Source organism: Planobispora rosea (assembly GCF_014648175.1).
Classification (GTDB): Bacteria; Actinomycetota; Actinomycetes; order Streptosporangiales; family Streptosporangiaceae; genus Planobispora; species Planobispora rosea.
In genome coordinates this window covers 44,924-69,105 of sequence record NZ_BMQP01000047.1, presented here as the reverse complement: position 1 = coordinate 69,105, position 24,182 = coordinate 44,924, and the positions used below count along the sequence as shown (strand labels likewise).

General features: G+C 70.5%; 20 protein-coding genes. 8 read left to right on the top strand and 12 right to left on the bottom strand.

Annotated elements, in window-relative coordinates:
* Window positions 1–48: 48 nt before the first annotated feature.
* The 4 genes from IEZ08_RS32970 to IEZ08_RS32955 all read right to left on the bottom strand — a co-directional run bounded on the left by IEZ08_RS32970 (window position 49) and on the right by IEZ08_RS32955 (window position 5,386).
* Entirely contained in the window at window positions 49–663 is a 615-nt protein-coding gene (locus IEZ08_RS32970) for an NYN domain-containing protein (RefSeq protein ID WP_189243723.1), read from the bottom strand.
* 232 nt (window positions 664–895) lie between these two features.
* Window positions 896–2,107, bottom strand: coding sequence for a HEPN-associated N-terminal domain-containing protein (locus tag IEZ08_RS32965; protein WP_189243722.1), 1,212 nt, complete (start codon window positions 2,105–2,107; stop codon window positions 896–898).
* Window positions 2,108–2,237: 130 nt separating this feature from the next.
* A complete protein-coding gene (locus IEZ08_RS32960; RefSeq protein WP_189243721.1) occupies window positions 2,238–4,559 on the bottom strand; it encodes a hypothetical protein in 2,322 nt (773 codons plus the stop codon).
* Between the two features lie 461 nt (window positions 4,560–5,020).
* Window positions 5,021–5,386, bottom strand: coding sequence for a hypothetical protein (locus tag IEZ08_RS32955; RefSeq protein ID WP_189243720.1), 366 nt, complete (start codon window positions 5,384–5,386; stop codon window positions 5,021–5,023).
* A gap of 367 nt (window positions 5,387–5,753) precedes the next feature.
* Between IEZ08_RS32955 and IEZ08_RS32950 the strand changes: the two genes are divergently transcribed.
* Together IEZ08_RS32950 and IEZ08_RS32945 are read left to right on the top strand one after the other, a co-directional pair.
* A complete protein-coding gene (locus IEZ08_RS32950) occupies window positions 5,754–6,416 on the top strand; it encodes a hypothetical protein (RefSeq protein ID WP_189243719.1) in 663 nt (220 codons plus the stop codon).
* Between the two features lie 238 nt (window positions 6,417–6,654).
* The gene (locus tag IEZ08_RS32945; RefSeq protein ID WP_189243718.1) at window positions 6,655–8,364 is read left to right on the top strand and encodes an MFS transporter; all 1,710 of its coding nucleotides are present in this window, start codon (window positions 6,655–6,657) and stop codon (window positions 8,362–8,364) included.
* A 202-nt stretch (window positions 8,365–8,566) separates the two neighbouring features.
* On the opposite strand, the gene IEZ08_RS32940 is transcribed toward IEZ08_RS32945, so the two are convergent.
* The 3 genes from IEZ08_RS32940 to IEZ08_RS32930 form a co-directional block, all read right to left on the bottom strand.
* Window positions 8,567–9,823, bottom strand: coding sequence for a cytochrome P450 (locus IEZ08_RS32940; protein WP_189243717.1), 1,257 nt, complete (start codon window positions 9,821–9,823; stop codon window positions 8,567–8,569).
* A gap of 135 nt (window positions 9,824–9,958) precedes the next feature.
* Complete coding sequence (locus IEZ08_RS32935) at window positions 9,959–11,578, bottom strand: MAB_1171c family putative transporter (RefSeq protein WP_189243716.1); 1,620 nt, start codon at window positions 11,576–11,578, stop codon at window positions 9,959–9,961.
* Window positions 11,571–12,074 carry a hypothetical protein gene (locus IEZ08_RS32930; RefSeq protein WP_189243715.1) on the bottom strand — a complete coding sequence of 168 codons (504 nt, stop codon included), beginning with the start codon at window positions 12,072–12,074 and terminating at the stop codon, window positions 11,571–11,573. Before IEZ08_RS32930 ends, IEZ08_RS32935 begins: the two co-directional genes overlap by 8 nt.
* A gap of 438 nt (window positions 12,075–12,512) precedes the next feature.
* Between IEZ08_RS32930 and IEZ08_RS32925 the strand changes: the two genes are divergently transcribed.
* On the top strand, window positions 12,513–15,443 hold the full coding sequence (locus tag IEZ08_RS32925; protein ID WP_189243714.1) for an AfsR/SARP family transcriptional regulator: 2,931 nt from the start codon (window positions 12,513–12,515) through the stop codon (window positions 15,441–15,443).
* On the opposite strand, the gene IEZ08_RS32920 is transcribed toward IEZ08_RS32925, so the two are convergent.
* Both IEZ08_RS32920 and IEZ08_RS32915 read right to left on the bottom strand, forming a co-directional pair.
* Window positions 15,433–16,257, bottom strand: a complete 825-nt coding sequence (locus tag IEZ08_RS32920) for an SAM-dependent methyltransferase (protein ID WP_189243713.1) — start codon at window positions 16,255–16,257, stop codon at window positions 15,433–15,435. The genes IEZ08_RS32925 and IEZ08_RS32920 overlap by 11 nt on opposite strands.
* Window positions 16,258–16,356: 99 nt before the next feature.
* The gene (locus IEZ08_RS32915; RefSeq protein ID WP_189243712.1) at window positions 16,357–16,833 is read right to left on the bottom strand and encodes a hypothetical protein; all 477 of its coding nucleotides are present in this window, start codon (window positions 16,831–16,833) and stop codon (window positions 16,357–16,359) included.
* A 212-nt stretch (window positions 16,834–17,045) separates the two neighbouring features.
* Between IEZ08_RS32915 and IEZ08_RS32910 the strand changes: the two genes are divergently transcribed.
* Complete coding sequence (locus tag IEZ08_RS32910) at window positions 17,046–18,338, top strand: hypothetical protein (protein ID WP_189243711.1); 1,293 nt, start codon at window positions 17,046–17,048, stop codon at window positions 18,336–18,338.
* Window positions 18,339–18,343: 5 nt separating this feature from the next.
* On the opposite strand, the gene IEZ08_RS32905 is transcribed toward IEZ08_RS32910, so the two are convergent.
* The 3 genes from IEZ08_RS32905 to IEZ08_RS32895 form a co-directional block, all read right to left on the bottom strand.
* Window positions 18,344–18,673: a hypothetical protein gene (locus tag IEZ08_RS32905; protein ID WP_189243710.1), complete on the bottom strand. Its 330-nt coding sequence runs from the start codon at window positions 18,671–18,673 to the stop codon at window positions 18,344–18,346.
* Window positions 18,674–18,711: 38 nt separating this feature from the next.
* Window positions 18,712–19,545, bottom strand: coding sequence for a hypothetical protein (locus IEZ08_RS32900; RefSeq protein WP_189243709.1), 834 nt, complete (start codon window positions 19,543–19,545; stop codon window positions 18,712–18,714).
* A gap of 105 nt (window positions 19,546–19,650) precedes the next feature.
* Window positions 19,651–20,622 (bottom strand): lytic transglycosylase domain-containing protein, encoded by a 972-nt coding sequence (locus tag IEZ08_RS32895; protein WP_189243708.1) that lies wholly within the window; start codon window positions 20,620–20,622, stop codon window positions 19,651–19,653.
* 139 nt (window positions 20,623–20,761) lie between these two features.
* Between IEZ08_RS32895 and IEZ08_RS32890 the strand changes: the two genes are divergently transcribed.
* The 4 genes from IEZ08_RS32890 to IEZ08_RS32875 are packed head-to-tail and all read left to right on the top strand — an operon-like array spanning window position 20,762 to window position 24,182.
* Window positions 20,762–21,217, top strand: coding sequence for a hypothetical protein (locus IEZ08_RS32890; RefSeq protein ID WP_189243707.1), 456 nt, complete (start codon window positions 20,762–20,764; stop codon window positions 21,215–21,217).
* Window positions 21,214–21,672 (top strand): hypothetical protein, encoded by a 459-nt coding sequence (locus IEZ08_RS32885; protein WP_189243706.1) that lies wholly within the window; start codon window positions 21,214–21,216, stop codon window positions 21,670–21,672. The genes IEZ08_RS32890 and IEZ08_RS32885 overlap by 4 nt, the downstream gene beginning before the upstream one ends.
* 12 nt (window positions 21,673–21,684) lie before the next feature.
* Window positions 21,685–22,482 carry a hypothetical protein gene (locus tag IEZ08_RS32880; protein WP_189243705.1) on the top strand — a complete coding sequence of 266 codons (798 nt, stop codon included), beginning with the start codon at window positions 21,685–21,687 and terminating at the stop codon, window positions 22,480–22,482.
* 5 nt (window positions 22,483–22,487) lie between these two features.
* Entirely contained in the window at window positions 22,488–24,182 is a 1,695-nt protein-coding gene (locus tag IEZ08_RS32875) for a TrbL/VirB6 family protein (RefSeq protein ID WP_189243704.1), read from the top strand.

Below are 24,182 nucleotides of genomic sequence, written 5' to 3'. Positions count from 1 at the left end.
TCCAACCGGCCAGGACGACCTACACGCCAACCCGGTGATCGTTTCCGGTCACAGCACTAGATCATCTCGCAGCATCGGCGGGAACTGGCAGGCCTTCAGGGCGTTTTCCTTGATCTGTTTGGTGAAGTGCAGGCTTAACCTGCCCAGGTCGCGGCTGCGGAACTGCGGCTTTTGCGGGTTGACCAAACCCACCGGGATGCCGAGTTCCTCGATCACCATCCGGATGGGCTCTTTCAGATCGGAGTCGTTGGTGATCACGATTGCGAGCTCGAAGTCCCGCTGAAAGGCGTCCAGCAGAAGGTGAGAGGCCAAATTGACGTCCGAGCCCTTCTCCTCGGTCTTGATCACCTGGACGGTGCGGGGCCCGGCCGGCGGCGGGTAGGCCAGCGCCATGCGCGGCTGCGTCTTTTGGAAGTGCCCGAGGTGGACCGATAGGTGCGGAATCGTCTCCAGAGCCCGCAGGTAGGCATCTTGGCGGGTGGGGCCGTCCGGATCGTCGCCGCGGGCGGTGATGCGGGCGGTGAAGTAGCGGATCCGGTTGATCTCGTCATCACGACGCACCAACTTGCCGCACAGAGCGGCGATGTCCAACCACTTGTAGGCGGTGCCCTTGAGGCAGCCGTAGTAGAGGTTGAAGCCGTCGATATAGCAATTAACGCGCATAAACCACCCGCGCTGGTTCCGGGGGGCGGCCGATCGAGCGACCGCGGGAGATCCATGATACCGAGCATCACCATGCCATTGCTCTGCGTAACAATTGGGGTGATGAGGCGCATATCCCCCAGATCCGGGCACCTGCCCCATCGTTCCCATGGGGCTGTGCTCAGAGGTTCAGCGGCTGCTGAGCCGCCCGATTCCGTCACAGTGATGCACAGCGGTGAGCCCTTTGCCGGGATTACCCGGCGGCCTCTTCGGCGCTCAACGCCCGGGTGCGCACTGAGGCCGCTACCAAGGCCAGGCGCAACGTGGGGCTGTCATCCCAGCCGGGCCGCTGCTCCACGCACTCCGACGCCCTGACATTCAGCACCGCGCAGGTCTCACCGGTCAGGGCCGAGGCATACAGCAGACCCTCGATGGGCGCGCCGGCCTGCAGGACGTGCAGCAGGTACTCCGTCACGATCTGGGTCGGCACATAGTCGATCTGCTCGTAGGTCTCCCGGGCCGGGGCGCTGAGCTGGTCCCGGAAAGCGTTGAGGAAGATCAGCGCACGACGCATGCCACCCAGCTCCGGATCGAACATGCTGGGTACCGGCTGCAGCCGGGTGAAGTCGACCACCGTGCACGGGCGCGAGGTGAGGAACGCTCCGGACGTCACCCGGGCATCTTGGCTGCGGATGCCGACCTCGTGGATGGCGGTGGCGCGGGTGACGGCCCCGTAGAACATCGCGATGCCGGCCGGGCTCATCCGGTTGGCCTGCCGGGCGTACTCGATCGGGGGAGTACCCAGGTCCTTGGCCGTGCTCAGCTGCTGGCCGGCGGCATGGGTGCGGGCCCGCCACAGCTCCAAGCCCGCCGGTAGCATGTGCACCAGATCGAGGCTGTTGATGAGCCGCCCGATCGCCTCCAAGATCTTCGATGGCGGGATGAAACCGGGTTCGGGCCAGGGCTGTTCTTCAGTGTCGGGAATAAGCCAGTTGACGTACCGGATGTGGTGTTTGACCATCGCGCAGAACTGCTCCCAGCTGGCCGTCAGGGCCTCGTCCTGGCGTGGGGCGATAAAGTCCACCGGCACCCAGGCCACGTCAGCCATCGCGTTCTTCATCGCCTGCAGCAGGGCATCGCTCGTCACCACATCAGCGGCGAACATCTCCACCAGGTCGTCACTGTCGACGGTCGTCCACTGGTAGCCGCCCTCGCGGCCGTCCCAGTACACCCCCTCGTCATCGGCGGTGCCGTACTCGGTTCGCACGCCGTTGACGAAGGCCTCCATGAGCGTGTCCAGCGGCGCCGCCGGGCTGCGTCCGCAAAAGTCGCACACCGCCTCATCGTCGACATCCGCGCGCAAAACCGCCTGGAGCGCCTCCTCCTGGACGCATTCGGGACAGACCCAGTCGTTGCTGAAGTTCCAGCGTTGCTCATGCTGTTGCAGCGCGATGTCACCGCTCATATGCGCCAGGCTATGGCACTGCGAACAAGTGCCGATGTCCCAAAGGCCAGCGAGCGGTCCCCGTCCCTCGGGGTCGCTGGCGCTGGCCGCCCTCGGATCGGCCGGGGGCCCTGCCCGTCGACGGCGCGCTCTACAGTGGCTCGGTGCTCGACAGCGCGCCATCGGCGGCCACCGTGAACAACGTCAGCTGCCGGCCAGGCGGGCCGCTGCGCGATCGCCGAGGGATCGATGTGGGCCAGGCTCGCACTCGCCGGCGTGAGCCCTGACCTTGGCGGCGTGAGCCCTGACCTTGGCTTGGATCGTCTCGGGGTGCCTGGGGCCAGGGTAGGTCGGTCTCAGCTGGCAGGGGTGCGGTCGCGGCCTCGGCGAACGCCTCATCCGGGATCAGCTGCGGCGACGGCTCCTGGGGCCAGAGCAGGTCGGGGTCCCAGTCGGCGTGGTCGCGCTCGGCCGGGTCCTGCTCCCAGGATGCGATCAAGCGGTGCCAGATGCGGCGGTGCTCCACATACAGTGCGTGCCGCTCGGCGGCGGCCACATCCCCGCCGAGCTCGGCGGCGGCCGCCGCCAGGCTGCGGCGGCCGCGGATCCACCCCTCGGCGGTGCGCTCGGCCAGTTGGTAGGCCGCCAGCACGCGAAGCGCCTCGCTGGTGGCCGAGCGGGAGATGAGCGCGGTGCGGGCCAGCTCGCTGGAACCGGTCGGCGTGGCGTTCAGGGCCTCATAGGCCAGCGCCGCAACGGGCCCGAGCATGTGCAGCGCCGGGTGCAGGGCGTCGATGTAGCCGGCGCGCGGACGCAGCCAGGCCGCCTGGGCGCGATAGGCGGCCGGCACGCGCAGCCGGTAGCAGTCGGCCAGGCGGCCGCGCCCGGCCTGCTCCAGCTCGATGAGGGGGTCGGGCTCGTTGCGCAGACGCTTGAGGTGGCGGGCCACGACGGTGTAGTCCAGGCCGGTCATCTCCGACAGTGATCGGCAGCCGAAAGCGGGCTGGATGGAGCCGTCCATCCGGGCCGCGACCGCGATAGCGCGCAGCAGCAGCCGGATGGAGGCCGCGGCCCGGCCCCATCCGGCCACCCGCTCGCCGTCGCGCTCGGCCAGCCACAGGCAGGTACGCCAGCGCAGGATCTCCTGGCGCCAGCTCACGATGCGCTCATCGGCGATCTCCGGAGCCACCGTCGCCACCCGCCACAGGTTGGCGTCATCGAGCTGGGCCCGCGACAACAACGGCTTCGGCCCGGGAGTGAACCCCACCTCCTTCGGGAGATCTACTTTGTATAGCTGAGCACATTGCATGTCACCCGATCCGGAAACAGACCCGGTCGGCCCCGCGGGAAGCGAGGAGGAGAGCCCCGGGAGGGAACGGGGGGCTGTGGAGTGAGGGTTTTTGCTTGTGTTGCAGCTGCGGGCATGCCGGTGGCTAGCGATGCCGGTGACGGCTTTTCGCCAGTCCCAGCGCAGGCGGCGGCTCTGCTCACGCGCTGAGCGGGAGCGGGTGGCGCGGGAGTCCAGCAGGTGGCTGAGGCCGGAGTAGGGGCCTGAGCGCATGCCGGTGACGATTTCGGCCAGGCGTAGGCCGGCGGCGGCGGCGGAGTTGAGTACGGCCAGGCGCGCTTCGGAGGCGGAGGGGTAACCGGCGGCGCTCCAGTCGCCGCTTCGGGCCAGGCGGGCCAAGCGCTCGGGTAGGGGACGGGCGCCGCCGGGGCGCGGCAGCCAGGGATGGCCTTGGCGGTCGAGGGGAGCCTCGACCACCGTGCCGCAGGCGGGGCAGGTGCGGCCGGCCTCGGCCAGTTCGGCTGCCCCGCCCAGGGGATGGCCGAGGCCGGCGCCGTCGAGACTGGCGAGCTCGGCGGTCAGCTCCTGGCACAGGGCGTTCCAGACCTTGCCGCCGCAGGGGCGGCGCAGGATCTGCTCGGCCTCCTCCACGGGGGTGGTCAGGCGCAGGTAGCCGGTCAGCTGGCCGTCGATGATGCGGTGCGGGGCGCCGGGTGGGCGGATCTGCCCGGCGGGCCCGGACATGGGGGCGGTGTCGATGGTGGGGAAGCGGCGGGCCAGGGCGCGGGTGATGCGGCGCAGCTCGCGCCAGGGCAGGGCGCGAGCCCAGCGGATGTAGACGTGGCGGCCGCCGGAGGGGGAGACGTCGACGATGGCGCGGCCGCCGCAGCGGGTGATCAGGGCGACCACGGCGTCGGCTTCGGCGGTGATGCGGGCGATGGCTTGGGCGCGCTGCTGTGGTGAGGCGATGTCGGGGGTGATGCCGGGGGGCAGGGCGCGCTTGACGTCGTGGTCGGTCACGATCAGGCGGCCGTGGCCAGTGTCGTCGTAGACGCTGATCGTGGCCGGGCGGGAGGGAAGCTGCGGACGCAGGGGGGCGAGGGGGCGGGTGTGGCGGCCGTCGGGGAAGGTGTGGCCGCCGTCGGGGGACAGGCGCACGCGCCAGCGCCCGGCCAGCAGGGGCACGATGCGCGCCCACGTTTCTGCGGCCAGGGCATGGTCAGCGGCCGCCGCGCTGCCGGTGGGGGCAGATTCGGCGGCATGCCGGGGCTGACCTGCGGCGTTGGCACCGGGTGCCGCCGAAGGCTCGGTTAATAAGGACGGGGTGGGCCACGGGTCGTCCGGCGGGCACGACGCGCCCGAAACGGACAATACGTGGCTCAGCCCGGGGCGATCGGTTATGCTCTGCTCCAGGCATGACACAGCGACCTGCTGGCATGCCAAGGGCTCAGGGCCGGTCCGCCAGACCGGCAGATGAGCACCCCGCGCCAGCGGGTTGGTGATGAGAGCTTCGCTGTTGGGATGGCAGCCTTGGGCGAAGGTCTCATTGAGATGTGGTTATGCGGCCGCCCCGGTTCCCTCCGGGGCGTTTCGCATTTATGGCCTTGTCGTGAGGGCCTCCTCGATCATGCGGTGGAAAGTACGCATTAGCTGGCCTCCCTCAGCTCGGGCAGCTGCGGGTGCGTTGCCCCGGAAAGCTGCCCGTCGGTTCCCAGCGGTCCAGCAGTTGGCTGCTGCTGATCCTGTGGGGCGTCGGTGGCCTGGGTGGCCGCGTGACGGGCGATGAGGAGGGCGATGAATCCGTTGAAGCTCATGTTGAGGCGTTCGGCTTCAGCGTGAGCGAGGTCGTATTCAGCCGGCAACAGCCGCACGGTGGTCTGTACTGGCTTGTTGCGCTCTTCTTCGGGCAGGGATGACACGTCGACGCGCGGCGTCTTGCCACGCTGACGCGTTGCGCGTGCTGGCCCCTTGTGCCCGTGCTTTGCGCGCGGGGCTTCCAACGTCTCTGCCATACCGAGAGATCATGCCGCATGATCGCGGTTCTGAGTGATACCACGTACAAAATGGGCGTGTCGGAATCATGGTTCACGGGCTCTTCGGCGGCTTGAGCGGCAGTCGGCCGCAGGGGTAGGCGTGATCGTGATGGCCTGCTAGCTGCGGTGATGCGGGCAGGGCGGGAGCGGGATGCCTCGCCGGTCTCGTGTGTTACGAATTCATCACGACACATAGATCGTCACATTCGCTTACTGACGTTGTCATTGGTCTCTGTCTACACTCTCGATCACTCGCCTGACAACCAATCAAACGAACTGTAAGTGGGCCTGTCATCAGGCGGGAGGCGGCGGCCCTTTCCGTTCCCAGCTCGGTGGAGGCAGTTCCATGACCCTGACAACGCAGGTGGTCACGAAGATCGGTGGCCGGGTGACGCCCACGGCGGTGCTGCAGGTGCATCCGCTGGATCTAGGGGGAGTACGCGTGCAGATCTCCGTGCACGACCAGTCCGCCTGGGTGGTGTCGCACCGGCTGCTGCGCGAGCTGCGCCTGGTGGGCTGGGACGTCGTCCCTGACGGCGGTGACTTGCTGGTGTTGGGCTGGAGCGCGGCCAACCTCACCTATCGCCTCAACACCCTGCGGGTAGCCGTCGGCGGCCTGAGCGACTGCGTGCGCACCGTGGCCGCGGCCCAGGCGGCGGCCGAAAGCTACCTGGCCGCGCTGCCACACGCGGCCCAGGACGAGCTGGTGACTGCGGTCCGTACGCAGTTGGAGACCGAGCATCTGCGCTGGCCGGTCCGGGCGCGGGAGCTGGCCGGGCTGGAGCGCACCTCTGCCAAGCCGCTGCTGGCGGCGCTGCTGGAGCGCAGCCGCGAGCTTGAGGACCAGGTGCTGGCCTTGTGCCGCAAGCATCTGGAGGCGGCCGAGACCTCGATCCGGGCGGTGTGGGCCGATCATGTCGAAGACGCCCCCGCACCGGATCTTCGGTACACCGCGATGGGGGTGCCGGCGCCGCGCAGCCCGATGCAGCCGATCGGCCGGGCCAGCTGAGCCGACAAGACCCTGGCGTGCGCCTGGCGCCGCCGTCAGCTTCCGGTGCGCGCCGATGGGCGGCTTTGCATGGGCCGCCATGACCTCCATCGGCGAGGCCTTCCGGGTGGCCGTCGCCCGCACCGGAGATAAGGGCCGCGCCCCGATGGCTGCTGCTGCGGGGCGCGGCCCGGCCGCCATCGGCCGGTGTCGAGGCGCACGCCACCACTGGGCACTTCCCTCTTCGTGGAGAACGTCGATGACCGCACTGTCCAGCCGCCCTGTTGGCCACTCGCTGCGGCGCCGCGCGGCGCCGCAGCCTCCTCCTGCGCGCATAGGGGTGATGCTGCTGGTATGTGCTGGTGCCAACGCCGTGGTGATGGCCGATGTCATCGCGGCCACGCTGGCCATCCCGCTGGTGGGGGCCGATGTGGCGCAGGGACAGGAGCCCTCGGCTCTGCAGTGGGTCTCCACCGCCTATCTGGTGGTCTTTGCGGCCATGTTGACGGTGGCCGGGCGGCTGGCGGACCTGTTGGGCCAGCGGACGCTGCTGGCGGTGGGCGCGGCGGTGTTTTGCCTGGCGGCCTGCGCCGCGGTCGTCACGCCGAGCTGGCAGGTGCTGCTGGGGGCGCGGGCGGCCGCCGGGCTGGGCGCGGCGGCGATGGTGCCGGCTTCGCTGGGGTTGTTGCTCAGTGCGCTGCCCAGTGACCGGCGGGGCCCGGCGATCGCGAGCTGGTCGGCGGCGGCCGGGCTGGGCGGGGTGGTGATGCACGCCGGTGGGGGCGCCTTGGCTCAGGCGGCCGGGTGGCGGGCGGTGTTCGTGCCCAGCATGATCGTGGGGCTGGGGTTGTTGATGGCCACGGCCCTGATGCTGCCGCCGGGACGGCGTCGGCGCGGTGTGCGTCCGGATCTGCTGGGCGCGGTCCTGCTGGCGGGTGCGATCGGGTGCCTGGTGCTGGCCCTGTCGCGGGGTCAGGCCTGGGGGTGGAGCAGCGTGCAGACTCTGGTGTGTGCGCTCGGCGGCGTTGTGGTTCTGGTTGTGGTGGTGATCCGGTCCCATTCTCATCCGGTACCGGCGGTGGAGGTGGCGCTGTGGCGGCGTCCGGCGTTCGCCTGGGGGTGGACCGTCTCCTTGGTGTTCGGCCTGATGACGCTTCCGCTGCTGGTGTGGGCGCCGCTGGCGTTGCAAGAGTGGGGATATGCCGGGTGGCAGACGGGACTGCTGCTGGCGCCAATGTCGGCGGCGGTGACGGTGGCCGGGCGCCTGGCCGGGAGGCTGGGCCAGCGGTTCGGTTTCAACATCATCCTTTATCTGGCGGCGATGACGGTCATCGTCGGAGGCGTGCTCCTGCTGGCCGACGGTCAGCGTTTTTCCGCCTGGCCAGCTCTGGTGCGGTTGTTTGGTGATGCCTCCCCCGGATGGCCGAGCATGGCGGGGCTGGTCATCTGCGGTGTCGGATTCGGGTTGATGTCGACGGCGGCCTCCACAGTGGCGACGCTGGCCAGCGATCAGGCCTCCTACGCCGGCGCGGTCGGTGCGAGCTTGACCGCGCGCCAGGCCGGCGGTGCGCTCGGGGTGGCCGGGGCCGCGGTCATGGTCGGGCGGCCTTTCCTGCCGGGGGGGATGGCGGGTTACGCCTCGGTGCTGGTTGTCATGGTGGGGCTGGCGGCGCTGATGGCGGCGGTGGCGCTGCTTCGGGTGCGGCTGAGCGCCGAGGGGGCGATGCGTGCCACCGGCCCGGCCAACGGCGATCCCACCGAGATGGTGATGATCCCGCGTGAGCAGCTGCTGGCGTTGCGTGCGGCGCTGGTGGAGGTCGCCGCGGCGGCCCAGGCCCAGCTGCATCAGATCGGTGCGGCGCCCGGCCCGCTCGATCCGGCCGGTGCCGTGCGTGGGTCCGGGCGGGGGGATCTGCCTGGCCCGGCGGTGGCCTCTGGCGTTGTGCGTGAGGTCCTTCACCGGCAGTAGCGCGCATCGCTGCCGCCTGGCTTGTGCGGGCGGGTCCGCGTACCGGGGCGCGGGGATCGAGGCGGACCTTCGCGTGGGGAGCGGACACTGCCCGCGGGGATGACCGCTTCCTCGGAGGGCGGTGGGCGTGCGCGGCACGGGGCCGGGCAGACGGATCGGCCTGCCCGGCCGTGGTGTCCGGGAGGTCAGGGGTGTCCGGGGGTCAGCTCCAGGTCACCGGCAGATGGGTGGGGCCGCCGACGGCGTGGCCGACTTTGCGGGGAACCTCCTCGGCGGGCACTGCCAGGCGCAACGTGGGCAGTTCGCGTAGTAGCAGGGTGATGGCGGTGATGGTCTCGGCGTGGCCCAGGTGACGGCCGATGCAGTGGTGGATGCCGTAGCCGAATGACAGGTGGCGCTCGATGGTGGCATCGACGTCGGCGCGGTCGAAGCGGGCGAAGTTCATGGTGTGGGGGTCGGTGAATGCGCGGGGGTCGTAGTTGGCGGCGTCGGTGGAGGGGATGACGAGCTCTCCCTTCTTCAGCTGCGCGCCGCTGGGCAAGGTGATGTCGGCGGTGGCATAGCGGGGCATCGCGTCGGCGGCCGCGGTGGAGAACATCCGCTCCAGCTCGGTGATCGCGCCGGTGATCTCGTCGGGGTGCTTGAGCAGGTAGTGGTAGGCGCTGTCGTCGCCGCGGTAGCCGTGGGTGAGCAGCACCTGGGTGAAGGTGCCGATGCTGGAGGCGGTGGTCTCCCAGCCGCCGACGATGAGCACGATCGGCAGCATGACCAGCTGCTGTTCGGGCAGGTGCGCGCCGTCGGCGGCGATCCTGGACAGCAGGTCACCGGCGGGCTGGTTGCGGCGCTGGGCCAGCAGCTTGGTCAGGTAGTCGAACATGGCCAGGCCGGAGGCCACCGCCTCCTCAGGGGAGAGGCTGGTGTGGGACAAAAACGCCTCGCTCCAGCGGTGGAAGTCGGCGCGGTCGGCTTCCGGCAGGCCCAGCAGGTCACAGATCAGCTCCAGCGCGAACGGCAGCGCGAAATCCGCCAGCAGGTCGGCGGGCGCCCCTTTGCTGATCATTTTCTGCAGCTGGGCTTGTGCGCAGCGTTCGATGTCGCCTTGGCGGGCTGCGACGGCGCGGGGTGTGAAGAGATCTTTGACCAGGCTGCGCACGGCCGCGTGCGCGGCGCCGTCCAGGCCGAGCAGGGTGCCTTCCAGGCCGACGACGTCGTCGAAGGGCAGGGCTTGTTCCCGTGACAGGCGCGGGTCGCGCAGCACGGCCGTGACGTCGTCGTAGCGGGTGACGAGTTTGGCGGTGCCGTTGGCGCGAGCGACCTCGACCACTCCGGTGTCGGTCTCCCGGATCTCGTGGTAGCGCTCGTTGAGATACAGGCCGGGCCGGTTGACCCCGTCAGGCCCCTGATCCAGGGGGTGACGGATCGGGCAGGCGGCGGCGGCCGGATCGTTGGTGACGGTCATCGGGGCGGGCATCCTTTTCTATGATCGGCAGACAGTTCGACCAGACCCGGTGGGAGGGCGGGCCTGGCACGAAGGTCCCTGGGCACGGGGGAAGCGGGCCCAGGGAGATCGGGCGGCACCATAAAGATCAACATGTCACAGCGGCAAGGTCAATATCGCCGCGGCCACTGCGGTGCCCAGGGCGGTGCCGGCGATGGTCTGAGCCGGGGTGTGCTCACCCAGTCGGACCCGGGCCCAGGCGCAGGCGACGATGAGGATGGCCGCGGTGCCAGCGGCCGGACCGATGCGCAGCACGGCCCAGGTGACGCAGACCGCGGCGGTGGCGCTGTGCCAGGAGATGTCCCAGCGCGTCATGATCGGCGCCAGGACGACGAGCATGACCAGCAAGGTGATCATCACTTCGATCACGTAGGCGGGGGCGTGCACGACTAGCAGCACAGCCAGGCCCATGATCAGGGTGGCGGTGGCCAGCAGCAGGGGGGCCAGGCGGGCGCGGCCGCGTTTGTAGGTGCCGCCGCCGGCGTGGAAGGCCGCGATCGGCAGGCCCGCGCACAGCAGTGCGGCTGCCGCTCCCCATTCCAGGCCGGGGCCCGCTCCCAAGATGGCGCCGGCCAGGATCGGCAGGCCCCCTCCGAGGATCTTGGGGTTGGTGAGTGTGGACAGGGCACGGGCCAGGCGCAGCGGCGGTGAAGGCGCCGCTGCGGGGGCGGCGTACACGCTGGAGACGGCGGCCAGCCAGGTCAGCTCTGCGGCCAGGTCGGCGTGGTGGGCCACGGTGAGCGTGGCGGTGCCGCCCCGGCCGGTGGCGGCCAGGTGGCCGTCGCGGTGCCGATCGAGGGCGGTGTGCACCCAGGTGGCGGCCGCGGCCACATCGCCCGACAGCGGCTGGTCCATGTACCGGGCCAGCATCAGCAGCCCGTCGCGGATCTCGATCAGCGTGCGCATGAGTCTGGTATCCAGGTCGGCGCCGGGCTCCAGGGCCATCGCCTGGCCGGGGAAGGCCGCGGTGATGGCGGCGTGCAGCGGGGTCAGGCTGGCCAGCAGCTGCCGTCGGTGACGCCGGCGGACGAGCACGCCAATCGCCGGGATCACCGATCCGGCCGTCATGCCGAGCAAGGTCAGTGCCATCGGCAGCCGGGTGCTGCCGTCGACGTAAGCGCCGGGCCCCTCGAGCCAAAGCGTGATCAGCACGCTGGCACCGGTCGGGACCCAGGCGGCGATGCTGGCACCGAACAGGCCCAGGCCGATGCGGATGTACCAGGGGTCGGCGTGGGCGCTGCAGGCGTGGCGCAGGGCGCTGAGCCCGGCGATGGCCGCGCTCAGCACCACAAAGCCCTCGTAGACGGTGAAGTAGGTCAGTTCGGCGGCCGAGCCGTCCCACTCGGCGATCTTGCCGATGTCGTGCCCGGCGGCGGCGTGGGCGCTGAGCATCACCGCGGTGGCCGCGGCCGCCGCGGCATAGAGCGGCCAGCTGGGGCGGCCGGTCAGGCGCAAGGTGAAGGCGGCCAATCCGGCGGCGGCGGCCACCGCGATGCATCGCTTGGCCAGGGAGACCGCCGGCCATCCGGCGAGGCGGTCGATGCGCTCCAGCAGCGGGCCCAGCACGGTCGGATCCGACATCGACCAGGCGATGGCGATGGCCAGCAGCGTCACCCACAAGGCCCGTGCCGCGCCGGGGCTGCGCACCGCCGGGGCGCGCCAGATCACGGCCATCCACATCAGCGTCATGGTGATCAGGTGCAGGCCCTCAGACATACGGCGTCCGCTGGACGGGATCTCCGAAGGCGTCCAGGGCCGCGCGGCCGGTACGGGAGGCGGGCCGGTCGGCGGCGCGGGCGGTGTGGGCCATGACCGCGGTGGCGAAGGCCTCGGCGTCGCGTTCTTGCGGGCTGTTCAGGCCGCTGCGGCCCAGCAGGCCACTGAGCAGTACCGAGCGCGGCAGACTCGGGTAGCTTTCGGCCAGCAGCTCCAGCAAGATTCCCTCGGGGGTCAGGGTGGGGGTGTGCCCGCCGACGATGTGCCACAGCTCGTGGGCGGTGGTGTGCAGCCTTTGCGCGGGCGAGGACGCGGCGGCCGCGTCGATGAACAGGTGATCGATTCCGCTGGCGTCGGCGGGAATCCACATACCGCACAGGCCCAGCTCGCTCAGGCCGGGCAGGACCTGCAGGCGGATGGTACGTCCCAGCCGCTCAGCCAGGTGCGCCACCAACAGGTCGGCGGTCAGGCGGCCCGGCAGGTCAAGCTCGTGCACCGCTTGCTGCGGGTCACACAGACGTAAGGCAGGCATGGGGTTCCAAACGACGGTGAGGGCAGTCGGGGAGACCGCGCTGGCGCCGTCGGCGGTTCTGCCCGCAGGCAGCGAGCAGAACCGCGCCAGGCATTTCGTGACCCGCCGACAAGGGCTGGTCATGAAGCGGAGATGTGGGATGGCGCTGACCACATTAACCAGCGCTGATCACCCGCAGTAGGCGCTGGTGGTCACCAATGGGTGGCAGGTGGTGGCAAAGTGGTGGCGAAGCGGTTGCCATTGGGTGGCCAGGCGCACAAAAGAGGGGACCGGGGCATGCCCGGGCACCTTGTGGCGGCAGCGGCTCGGCGCGCACGGCGACCGCAGCAGGGCTGTTGTCGGGATTCACCGGCTTGATACGGTCACGCTGATCATCGGCCGCGCCAAAAGGAGGAGGAACCGGTGCACTTTTCCATTCTGGGTCCGACCCAGGTGCGCGATGATGACGGCAATGCCCTGGCGATCGCGCATATTCCCCGGCGTCTCTTGACGTTGTTGCTGTTTGCCGAGGGTGAGCCGGTCTCGGCCAAGGTACTGATCCAGGCGGTATGGAATGCCTCCCACAACGACGGTGCGCTGAAATCGGCGGTGGCCAAGCTGCGGCCGCAGATACCTGGGCGCATTCCCGATCGGGAAGGGGCCGGTTACCGCCTGGTGTTGCTGCCCGGAGACAGCTTCGACGTCGTGGATTTTCGCACTCAGGTGGCTGAGACCACCGCGGCCCTGAACACCGGGGGTGAGCCTGTGGCGGCGGTGCGGGCGCTGCGCGCGGCGCTGGGCATGTGGGGGCATCCGCCGCTGCCGGACCTGCCGGACCTGAGCAGGATCGATGAGTCCTTGCACCGGGCACGTGATCGTTTGCTGTTTCGCCGGCGCAGCGCCCAAAATGCGCTCTTCGACGCGCAGATGGAGCTGGGCCTGCATCACGATCTGATTGAGGACCTGCACACCGAACTGGCCATGCACCCGGCCGATGAGGATCTGCACGTGTTGCTGATCCGCGCGCTGCTCAGGCTGGGCCAGCGCGCCGAGGCGCTGCGGCACTACAGTTACGCCGAAGCCGCCATCGGCCAGGCCACCGGCCGTGAACCCAGTCCGGTGCTGCGGCAGCTGCATGACGAGATCACCGCCGCCCCGGCGGCGGCCCTCTCGCCCGCCGTCCCGGCTCCTGCGGCTGACGCCCAGGTCGCCGCGGCCGCCGTCCCGGTCCGGCCGTCGCTGCCGGTGCCCGCGCAACTGCCGCCCGACGTCGCCGACTTCACCGGCCGCGACCAGGAGATCACCTCCCTGCTGCAGCTGCTCCGGCCGACCGGGCTGGCCAGCGCGCCCCCGATCGTGACCATCAGCGGGCTGGGCGGAGTGGGCAAGTCCACCCTGGCCCGGCATGTGGCCCACCGGCTGCGTGAGCACTACCCCGACGGACAGCTGTTCGTCCGTCTGGCCAGCCGCTCGCACAGCACGGCCAACATCAGCGAGATTTTGGCCGGGCTGCTGTCGTCGCTGAAGGTCCCGGCCCACGAGGTACCCACTGCCACCCCGGAGCGCGCGGCGATGCTGCGCTCGCTGCTGGCCGGCCGACGCATGCTGATCGTCATCGACGATGCGCTCGACGCCGACCAGATTGAGCCGTTCCTTCCCGGGGAGGCGCGGTGCGCCGTCATCATCACCAGCCGGTCCTTCATCACCGGCCCGGGTTTCAAGAACCTGCGTCTGGAGCCGTTGCCCCCCGCCGACATGCTGCGCATGCTGGAAAAGATCATCATGGCCGACCGCATCACGGCCGATCCCGAGGCAACGCACGCGGTGATGGAGGCCTGCGGCGGTCTGCCGCTGGCGGTGCGCATCGTCGGCTCGCGCCTGGCCGCCCAGCCGCACTGGCAGATGGGCCTGATGGCCGCGCGGCTGCGGGATCGCCTGGAGGGGCTGGATCGTCTGGCCACCGACAACAAGACCATGACCGCGATCATCGCGGAAAGCTATGACACCCTCAGCCCGATCGCCCAGCACGGTATGCGGGTGCTGGCGCTGGCCGGTCCGAACGATTGGCCGATGTGGCTGGCGGAGATGCTGCTGGGCACCGAGGACGCCGACACCGCCCTGGGCGCCTTGACCATGCACAGCCTGCTGACGCCCGCTGGCGTCGACGAGCTGGGCCATCCCCGCTACCAGATGCACGACCTGGTGCGTGACTTTTCCGACAAGCAGCTGACCTTGCACCGCACCGAGCGCGACATGGCGATGAACCAGTTGCTGGGCGGCTGGATGGTGCTGGCCGACCATGCCAGCGCCCGCACCGCCGGCGATCCCGGTTTCACTCCGCCGGCGCGCATCTCCGCCCGCGATCTCACCGTGCCGAGCGCGGCCCGCGAACTCATCGACGTCGACGCCGAGGCCTGGCTGGCCGGCGAGAGTTCACAGATTCTGTCGGTTATCCGCCTGGCCTGCAGCAACAAGCTGTATCAGCTGGCCTACGGCCTGGCGGTTCGCCTGGCTGCGCATCTGTACCGGCGGGGGCGCTGGCGCGACGCCGACACGATGTGGCGTACCATCCTGCTGGTCGCCGACGGCGCCGGCGATATCCGGCTGGCCACCGACGTGCGCATCCGGGTGGCGGCGCTGATCGCTGACCGGCTGGACATCGCGCACCAGGCGCTGCCGATGCTCGATGCGTGCGTGAGCACCTGTGAACAGCTGAAGGACTGGCAGCCCTGGTCCCGGGCGCTGGCGTGGCGGGCGCTGTGCCGCTACCGCATGGCCCGGCGCCTGCAGGGCGCGCCGGACACGGCTGAGCCTGCGGCTCAGGCGCAGCCGAAGGCCGCCGTCTTGCTGGAGCAGGCCCGCGCGGACCTCAAGCAGGCCCTGGAGCTGGCCGAGCTGATCGAAGAGCCGTGGCTGGAGACGATGTGCCAGCGTGTGCTGAGCCTGGTGGCCTCGGCCCAAGGCCACCATGAGGAGGCCATCGCCTCGGGCCGCCTTGCCCTGCAGCGGGCCCAGCAGCTGAGTGAGCACGGTGACGACGCCTACCAGGCCGCGGCTGTCTTGGCCCTGAGCAAGGCGTTGCTGGCGGCCGGCCACCACGAGGCCGCGCTGGGGCTATGCCAAGACCACCACGGGCTCATCCAGCGCACCGGCAACGTCGCCGCCGCCGCGGCGCTGGCCGAACGCACCGGGGATGCCCAGCTGGGCCTGCACCGCTACGCGGCGGCGCTGGCCTCGTATGAACGGGCGGTGGAGTTGTGCGGCACCGAGGACGCCGATCCGCTGCGCGCCCGCTACGTCGACAAGCTGCGGCGGGCCCGTCAGCACATCCCGCCGGACCAGCTCACGTCTTGAGCGCCAGCGCGCACCAGGCGTACATCACCCGCGAAAGATCGGCTGGAGGCTCGTCACCGGCCACGCTCCAGTCCCGGGTGTAGGTGATGCCCGGCGGCTGAAGCGTCCAGCCGCCGGGGATGAAGTGGGCGAACTCATCGCGGGAGCGGCTGTAGAAGCGGCTGTCGAGCTCCGCGTAGACCTCTGTGATCTTGGCGTGCAAGCCGGGATCGATGTCGTCGGCGGTGACGTGGGAGAAGGCGGCGTAGCTGCCCGCGGGCAGATCGTGCAGCAGGCTGTGCACCAGCCCCCAGGGGTTGTCCTCATCGGGGATGTAGTTCAGGCTGCCGTAAAACAGCACTCCGACCGGCTGGGTGAAACCGATCAGCCGCCGGAGGTCACGGTGGGTGAGGATCGTCTGGGGCGTGCGCAGGTCGCCGTTGATGTAGGCGATGCGCTGCCCGGCGTTGATCAGCCCCGCCGCCTGCCGGTTGACCGCCGCGTCGTTGGAGACGTACACCACCCGGGCACGGGGGTTGATGGGCTGGGCCACATGGTGGACTTCGGTATCGGCCGGCAGCCGGTAACCCAGGCTCACAAACCGGTCGATGCCCAGCTGCGCCAGGTGCGTCACCACCCGGGTGACGAACTGCCGGTCGTCGAGGGCGGTTTTCGCCACCTCGGGGTAGGCGGCCAGGATGGGATCGGCGACCGCTTCGTCGGCGGCGGTGTGATGTGAACCGCCGGTGACGCGGTCGACCACGCCGTGCGGAGTGGACTTGTTGGGGTCGACCTCCAGGGTGATCCTGGGGTCATCTCCGGATAAGGCTGTCACCTCGCCGCTTTCTCCCGCAGGTAGAGCCGCTGTCACGCGAGCAGATCAATGTGGGGGTGATGATAGTGGATCGAGATCGCCGAGGGTCGACGCGGCGGGTCAGGGGAACTCGTCGGCGTCACGGGCCGAGGCGGCAGGCCCGCGCGCCTGCCGGAAGGCATCCAGCATCGCCTTCAGGCCGCTGCGCAGCACTCGCCGTCGCTCCTCCTCGGGCAGATCGGCCAGTGTGCTCAGCTCACGCGTCATGACCGACATCTCCGGATCACGGATGGCATCCAGCAATCCCGCCGCCTTGAGCATGTCACGGTCGCGGCGAAACTCCTCCAGCTCGCGTAGCGTCCGGTCGGCCCGCTCCGACGTGGTAAACACCTCGGGCTCATATCCCAGCCCGCGGGCGATGGCGGCCTGGAGTTTGGGATCGACCTTCGGCCGCCTGTCCGGCGGCAGGTCAACGGCGTTGTAGAGCCGCCCCAGCCAGGTATGGGAGACCTCCACCCCGGTCTTGTGCATGATCCGGTCACGCAGATCGCGGTAGGAGATGCGCCGACCCTGGAGGGCGGAGGTTTCATCCCACAACTTCCGCAACCTCTCGTGGAAATCCACTGCCCTCGGGTCCCCTTCACGCCATCGATACCTGCTGCGGCGGGCCGCTCGCACACCCACAGTTGACAGATCAGTGTACACCAGGCAAGTATGACCACTGCTGTAAACAGCAACACGTCTACCAGCATTGATAGCCGACCGGCAGTTTACATTCTGATCGGTAGCTGCCAGGCAGGAGTAGCCCCGTGCCACCGACTCCCCCCGCCAACCCCTTCGTCCTTCAGTGGTTCGAGCCTTCGGTGCCCCCTGGTCCGGCCCGCCCACAGGTAGCGGTCGCCGATCTGTTCACCGAGCTCCACAGCGCCACCCGAGACGGGCACGAGAGCGCCTCGCCGGCTGATGTCTGGCTGGCGGGCGAGTACGCCCTGCCCCGATGGGAGCGCATCGACGACATGCGCACCCCGGGCCGCTCGCACCTGGTGGAGGCCGGGCCTGCCCGGATGAACGGCGCCGCCATGCACGGGCTGTACCGGCGTCCAATGGCCCCGGGAGCCGACGAGGTGGTGGCCTACTGGCAGGGGCACCTGCTGTGGCACTGGCAGGAGGCCAAAGTGCCCCAGACCCTGCCGGACAACAACCTGCTGAGCGCCTGGAACCTGATTTTGGCCGAGGGACTGTCGCGGCCTGGTGAGCTCACTCCCTACGGCTCGGAGGTCGACCGCTTCACCAACGCCTGGAAGAGCCGGGCCGTGCTGTCCGGCTACCTGCCGTATGCCGACTTCCGGCTGCCCACCGATCAGGCGGTCTCCTGGTGCGCCGCGGCCGAGCGGGCCCGGCTGCCCTACGATCGCGAACCCGATGCGATGCGCGGCTATCAGCGCATCATCGCCGCCCTGCCGCAGACCTACGGGCAGCTGTTCGATGTGGGCGCCATCGCCGCGGCCTACGCCGCGGCGGGCCTGCCGGCGCTGGCGGCCGCCTCCCAGCTGGCCGCCTTGCGCGAGCACCACGACATCCCGCTGTCGGTCTACGCCAGCGTCGAGCTGCCGCTGGCGCATGCGCCGCTGGTGATCCAGGGCCTGACGCTGGGCCATCCGGTGACGATGACGCTGCCGCACGCCTGGGACGCCCTGCCGGTGATCCCGGTGCGAGCGCCGTTCTGGGACGCCGGCGAAGCCGCCGCCACCACCTGGCCGGGCCTGCGCGGCTGCGATCACCCCGGGCGCCACGAGAGCCTGGAGCACCTGGACGCCGAGCGCGGCAGCGACCTGGTGGACTTCGCCCGGGACTACTACCACGACGACTTTGCCGCCGAAGGCCGCCCGACTGCGCTGGAGGACCTTATCCGCCGGCCCTACCTGGTCGCGGTGGCCTACCGCCGGTACCTGGCGACCTTCACTCCCACCCGGCGGGCCATCGGCAGCCAGCTGCACCGGCTGATCTGCTGCCTGCTGCGCGGCATGGCCACCAGCCGCGACGAGCTGCCCGAAGCCCTGCACCTGGAGGCGAAGATCGGCCGGGCCCGGCGCCTGGTGTGAAGCGCTCATGGCAGGCGGTGCAGCATCGCATCGATGTCGGCGACCGCCCGCTCGACCGCCGCGATCAGCCGCCGATGGGCCTCCGCGGGGACTTCGGCAGACGGACCGGCCGCACCCGCCGGTGCCGTATCCACCGGCGCCAGACGGGGCAGCACCGCGGTCTCCACCTCATCGGGGGGGCGATACCGGCTGACGGGCGGCTCGTGCTGCGGCCAGACTCTCGCGTCCGTTGCCGCTGAGCGCTGCTGCGGCACCGGCGTCGGCGGCATGGAGGGCGTCTGCGGCCGGGCATGGCGGCCACGTGGCCGCATCGCCGGTTCTTGGATCATCGTCATGGCATCTCCTCACGCGACGGCGGTAGATGAGCGGGTCATCACGGCACCGGCGGGGGCTCGCTGGGCCCGGTGTAGGGCGGCTCGCTCGCGGTGGGCGCGGGCCCGGTGGGCACCGGTGGCGCCTCGCTGGGCCCGGACTCGGGCAGCGGTGTCTGGCTCGGGATCGGCGCAGGCGTGGGGCGGGCGCTACGGGTGCGCGTCGGGGTGGGGGTGGCCGAGCGGCGCGGCCGGGTCGGCTGCGCCGCCGGCGTGCGGGTGGAGCGAGCCGCCGGCCGGGTCGGCGCGGGCTTCGCCGAGGCGCTGAGGGAGCCGGGAGAAGACGCCTGCGGCAGCGGGGGGAGCGTCTCGAGCGTCACCGGCTGCTCGCTGATCGACGGGCTGGCCGCGGGCAGCTCAGCGGCAGGCGGCTGGCGTGCCTCATCGGCGCCGCTCGGCCACAGCGCCCACACCGCGATCAGCGCGGCTGCGGTGGCGCCGAGAATGGCGGCCCGCAGCGCCATCGGCGGCACGCCGCGGCGGCGCTCACCGGAAAGGTCCCACTCCTCGTCGGCGTCCTGGTCGTCTTCGGGGTCCTGGTCGTCTTCGGCTGCGGTGGCGGCCGGGCGGGCCGCAGGCTCCGGCTCCTGCTTCTGTCGCCGCCTGCGCAGCCACCACGACCGGCGGCCGGGCTCATCATCCTCAGGCCAGAACTTGCGATCGGGGTCGACGTCACCCAGGAGGCCGAGGCGGACCTCCTCCTCGGCGCTGTCGGCGCCCGGGGCGCTGGGCTGGGCGCGGGTCGGATCCGCTGCGCTGGCGGCGTCCGCCAGGTGGCGCAGCGCGGCCGGGCCCGTCAACTGCGGCCCGTCCGGAAGGTCCTGATCTTCGCGCATGGTGGCAGATCCTAAACAAGGTTCATACCAGGCAACAAGAGGGATGACTGATAGAAAATGGAACAGAAAACTCCTGCGGATCGTCGCCTTGTCACCGGGCCGGTATCAGTCGACGGAGATATGCACGTGGTCGAAATGGTTGGCGGTGTGGCCGCCGCGGTCGGTCATGGGCTTCCATCCCTGGCCGGGCAAGCGGGTCTGCCAGATGCGCTGCTTCCAGATGATGTAGCGGATCCCCAGGCGGGCGGCGTGGGCCTGGGCCCAGGCCGCGATGGCATCGCCGCGGGCCTGTTCACCCGGGGCCGGGAGGCGCCCGCCCGTCGAGAGCATGAAGTCGCACGCCCGCCCCAGCGGGTGCTCGCCGCCGCCGGGGATGCCGCCGTCGGGGCGGTAGCAGCCGATGGCGTAGCGCGGGTTGAACTGCGTTTTGATCAGGTCGCGCACGGTGCGCATGCGAGGGGTGATGTTGTCGGGTCCGCTGGGGCGCTCGGGGGCCAGCGGTCCGGCCGAGGCCGGCGGCAGCTTCGGTGCCGCCTTGGCCCGGTAGTTCTCGGCCGTCGCCAGGACGGAGGCGACGTAGGCGTCGGAGTGGTTGTAGGCGAAGATCGCCTTTTTCAGGTCAGCGGGTGCGCCGTGGGCGCACAGGTACTTGGCCGCGGCGAAGATCGCATCGGCGGGGTTGTAGACGTCGGCCCACCCGTCGCCGTCGCCGTCGGTGGCGTACCCGCTGCCGATCGACCCGGCTTTGAGCTTGGCCTTTCCGCCCCAGGTGCTGATCAAAAACTGCATGGGGCCGGCGGCGCCGGCGTGGTTGGTGCCGCTTTTGACCCCGGGCAGCGTCGAGCGGCCGTGGTCGGTCTCGATCTTTCCGATGGCGGCCAGCACGCTCCATGACAGGCCCGGGCAGGTGGGCGCGGCCGCGACATACAGCCGCAGCATCGCCAGCGGGACGCCGTCGACGCTGGCCACCTGGGCGATCGCTTCAGTGTCGGGGGTGAGCGTGGCCGGACGGGCCGCTTGGGTCAGCACGGCGGCCAGGACCGGCAGGCTCACCACGCCCAGCATGAGGAGTCCCACCACCACAATGACAGCTTTTCGCATCATGTGACCGGTTTCATCGTTAATGTCCCCTCGACCAATTGTTGTCAAAGTGGTAAGAGGGTAAGTCATGCGCTTATCTGGCGTAAGGGTCGAAAAGACGCGCACGGGAAAGAATGTGCATCAGGCAACAGGGGAGTGGACACTGATCGGAGCGCACCACCAGGCGGGCACCAGCACGCTGGCCGCCTTGCTCAACCACCGTCAAAGCGGCTTCGCCGTCGAGTTCGCAGCGGGCACGCTGCCCGCCAAGCGGGTGGTGATCGTGGCGCGCTCCACTCCGGACGGGGCCGAGGCGGCCGCGGCCATGGTGACCGACTGGCCGCTGCCGACGCGGCCGGTGCTGTGCCTGGTGGCCGATGTGCCCTTTCCGGCCTCCCGGCTGACCCGTCACCGCATCAAGGTGATCAGCCCCCGACTGAGCGCGGTCATCGGCCTGCCCTACCTGTTCGCGCTGCGCAACCTCGGCAGCGTGGCCGCCGCCGTCCGCCACGACCGCAAAACGACTCATGCCGCCCGGGGCCTGCAGCGCGCCCTGGCGCGTCTGGCCCTTTCGGAGGACACCTCGTCATGACGACCCTGCACCTGCTGGAGGCCGCGGCCTCCTCGGTGAGCTCGGCCCTGCACCTGCAAGAGATCGACTGGACCGCCGTGCCTGCCGCCAGCGGCGGCCTCGCGCTGCCCGGCGACGAGGCCGCCGCCCCCGCGGTGGCCGCCACCACGCCCCCGCCCGGCACGGGGAGTGGCACCACGGGTCCCGGCAACGGGGGCTTCAACTTCCGGGACGTGCCACCCGACGCCCCACAGGAAGTCCGGCAGCTGGGCGAGAAGGTCTTCGGCGCGATGAAGTTCGGCGGCATGGCCATAGCGGTGATCTGCTTCAGCAGCGCCGGGATCATGATCATGGCGGGCAAGACGCGCAACCACAACCTGGCCGCCCAAGGCATGAGCAACGTGATGTGGGTGATCGTGGGACTGGGCGTCCTGCTCAGCACGGTCTCCATCATCGGCTTCTTCGCCAACGGCTAAAGGGACACATCGATGCCTTCGGTCTCCGACCTCGACACCCTGGCCCAGCAGCGCACGCGCCGGGCCCTGATCGGCGCAGGGGTGATCATCGTCATCCTGGTGGCGATCGTCGCGCTGCTGCTGAGCGGTTCCGGCCCCGCACCGGCGCCCTCCCCGCCGCCCCCGGTCGGTGCCGGCACCGCACCGCCCGCCTTGGCGCCCCCGCCGCCGCCCGCCTCGGCGAGCCCGCCGGCGAGCGACGGCTACGTGCCGCCGCAGCGCTGGACGGCGCTGCCCAATGGCACCCTCCTGCTGAAGCGCACCTACCGGGTGGGCTTTCCGCGCACCCCCCAAGGGGCGGCCGCGGCCGCGGCCGCGATGTTCCAAAGTGTGTGGCACCTGGACCCGGCCCGGGCCACTGGTGCGGTGCAGGTCTACTTCGCCCCGGCCGACCAGAACAGTTTCCGCGCCCACGCCGTCACCAACACCCGCTGGATGCGCCAGCAGATCGGCCTGAGCCCCGAGGGCGAGCTCCCCCCGGATGCCAGCGTAGCGGTCCAGGTCACCGGCGTGCAGTGGCGCATCGTCGATGCCAGCAACGTGCTCGTCAGCGTGAACATGACGCTGGATCTGCTGGCCGGCGTCGGCGCGCCGCTGCACACCCTGCCAGCGGCCAGCACCGCGCACCTGCGCTGGCATCCGAATGTGCGCGGCGGCGACTGGCTGGTGGTGCAGGACTCCAGCCAGCAGATGCCGCGGCCCGAGCACGCCGAGCTGGGCACGGCGGCCTTCAACGCGGCCGGCTGGCTGGGCATCCGGCCGGGCGGGTGAGCGCGATGCGTGAGCGGCAGATCAGCAGGATGCGCATCCCGATGGTCGCGCTGGTCATCGCCGCCGCACTGGCGATGGCCGGTGCGGCGCCCGCAGCCGCGGCCGCCCCGCCGTGGTGTCCGCCCAATCCGGTGATCCTGGTGGCCTGCGCCGGCGGCACGGTCGTGGCCGACCGGGCCGATGAAGCCGCCGCCGCGGCGGTGGACAAGACCGTGCTGCAGCCGCTCAACACCCTGGGGATCAAAGCCGTCAACGCCGTCATCGGCTCGTTCGTGGAGCTGTGGATGAGCCTGTCCAGCCTTGATCTCGACAGTCAGGGCGCGATCACCTTGTACAGCACCACGTTGTCGATCGGCTGGCTGATCGCCGCGGTGCTGCTAATGGTTCAGGCGATGCAGACCATGGCGGCCGGACGCCCCGCTCCGCTGCTGCAGGCCTTTCGCGGCCTGATCACCATGAGCGTGATCGCCCTTGTCGGGGTGGGGGTGACCGGGTTCCTGCTGGAGTTCTCCGACGCCCTCGCCGCAATGATCATGGGGGATCTCGTCAAGAACTGCAAATGGCAGCCAGACAAAGGCATGGGCGACTGCCTGATGCAGCAGGAGATCGTCTCGCTGGTCTTGCAAAACGATCCCACCCACCAAGCAGGGGGCGTGGTGCTGACGCTATACACCTTCCTGCTCGCCATCATCTTGATCCTGGTGTTGATCGTGCAGCTGGTGGTACTGCTGCTGCGCAACGCCACCATCCCAATCCTGGCTATCTTGCTGCCGATCGCCGCGGCCGGGCAGGTCGGCGGGGGCGCCACCCGCCAGTGGCTCCCGAAGCTCATCACCGCGGTCGCAGCTGCGATCACCTACAAGCCGATGGTCGCGCTGATCATCGTGGCCGCGGTCCGCCAGGAGCGCGCCAGCACCAGCGCCAGCGGCATGCTGTACGGGCTGTTGATGTTCGGGATGTCACTGATCGCGATGCCCGCGCTGATGCGGGCTTTTGCCCCGTTCGGGCTGATGGCCACCGGCGGCGGGGGCGGAGGACTGCTGCGCACGGCCGCCGATGTGGCGCTCGTGGCCGGCAGCATCTCCAGCGGGGGAGCCAGCTCCGCCGCGGGCGCGACCACCGCGGCCGATCACGCCCGAACCCGGGAACTCACCGACGGCGCCAGCGGCGCGGGCGGCGGGGCGACACCTGCACCGGCCACGCCGCCACGCACCGAACCGGCGGCTGCCTCCCCGCCTGCCGCGCCCCCGGCGCAGCCGACACCTACGGGCCCGCCACCAGCCTCCAACCCCTCCGACACTCCGGCCGGTGCCCCGGCCGACCAGGCCGAGGCACGAGCTGCCGCCTCGGCGACAGCTTCCCCCTCCGACACCGTGCCCATGCCCGCGGTCCCGCCGGATTCGGCGCCCGCCCCGGGCGCACCGGCGCCCTCGGCGCCGACGGAGACCGGTACCACCGTCGCGGCACCCAGCGGCGCCGTCGGCGCGTCCGCCGATTCCGGCACCTCACCGGTCCCGGCCGGCTCGGTTGCCCTCGGCGCGGCCGCCGGCCTCCAGCAGCAGGTCGGCGAGACCGCCCTGCCCTCTGCCGGGCCCCTGGCGGCCGAAACAGCCCCGGCACCGCCCTCACCGGCCCCCGGCGACGGCCTCCCCCGCACCCCGCCTGCCACCACAGGATTGACCATCCATGACCGCAGCTAA

What these genes read in the sequence shown, in the direction of transcription:
- IEZ08_RS32970 (WP_189243723.1), bottom strand. Translation starts at nt 663, where the DNA reads ATGCGCGTTAATTGCTATATCGACGGCTTCAACCTCTACTACGGCTGC.
- IEZ08_RS32965 (WP_189243722.1), bottom strand. Translation starts at nt 2,107, where the DNA reads ATGAGCGGTGACATCGCGCTGCAACAGCATGAGCAACGCTGGAACTTC.
- IEZ08_RS32955 (WP_189243720.1), bottom strand. Translation starts at nt 5,386, where the DNA reads ATGGCAGAGACGTTGGAAGCCCCGCGCGCAAAGCACGGGCACAAGGGG.
- IEZ08_RS32950 (WP_189243719.1), top strand. Translation starts at nt 5,754, where the DNA reads ATGACCCTGACAACGCAGGTGGTCACGAAGATCGGTGGCCGGGTGACG.
- IEZ08_RS32945 (WP_189243718.1), top strand. Translation starts at nt 6,655, where the DNA reads ATGACCGCACTGTCCAGCCGCCCTGTTGGCCACTCGCTGCGGCGCCGC.
- IEZ08_RS32940 (WP_189243717.1), bottom strand. Translation starts at nt 9,823, where the DNA reads ATGACCGTCACCAACGATCCGGCCGCCGCCGCCTGCCCGATCCGTCAC.
- IEZ08_RS32935 (WP_189243716.1), bottom strand. Translation starts at nt 11,578, where the DNA reads ATGTCTGAGGGCCTGCACCTGATCACCATGACGCTGATGTGGATGGCC.
- IEZ08_RS32905 (WP_189243710.1), bottom strand. Translation starts at nt 18,673, where the DNA reads ATGACGATGATCCAAGAACCGGCGATGCGGCCACGTGGCCGCCATGCC.
- IEZ08_RS32900 (WP_189243709.1), bottom strand. Translation starts at nt 19,545, where the DNA reads ATGCGCGAAGATCAGGACCTTCCGGACGGGCCGCAGTTGACGGGCCCG.
- IEZ08_RS32885 (WP_189243706.1), top strand. Translation starts at nt 21,214, where the DNA reads ATGACGACCCTGCACCTGCTGGAGGCCGCGGCCTCCTCGGTGAGCTCG.
- IEZ08_RS32880 (WP_189243705.1), top strand. Translation starts at nt 21,685, where the DNA reads ATGCCTTCGGTCTCCGACCTCGACACCCTGGCCCAGCAGCGCACGCGC.
- IEZ08_RS32875 (WP_189243704.1), top strand. Translation starts at nt 22,488, where the DNA reads ATGCGTGAGCGGCAGATCAGCAGGATGCGCATCCCGATGGTCGCGCTG.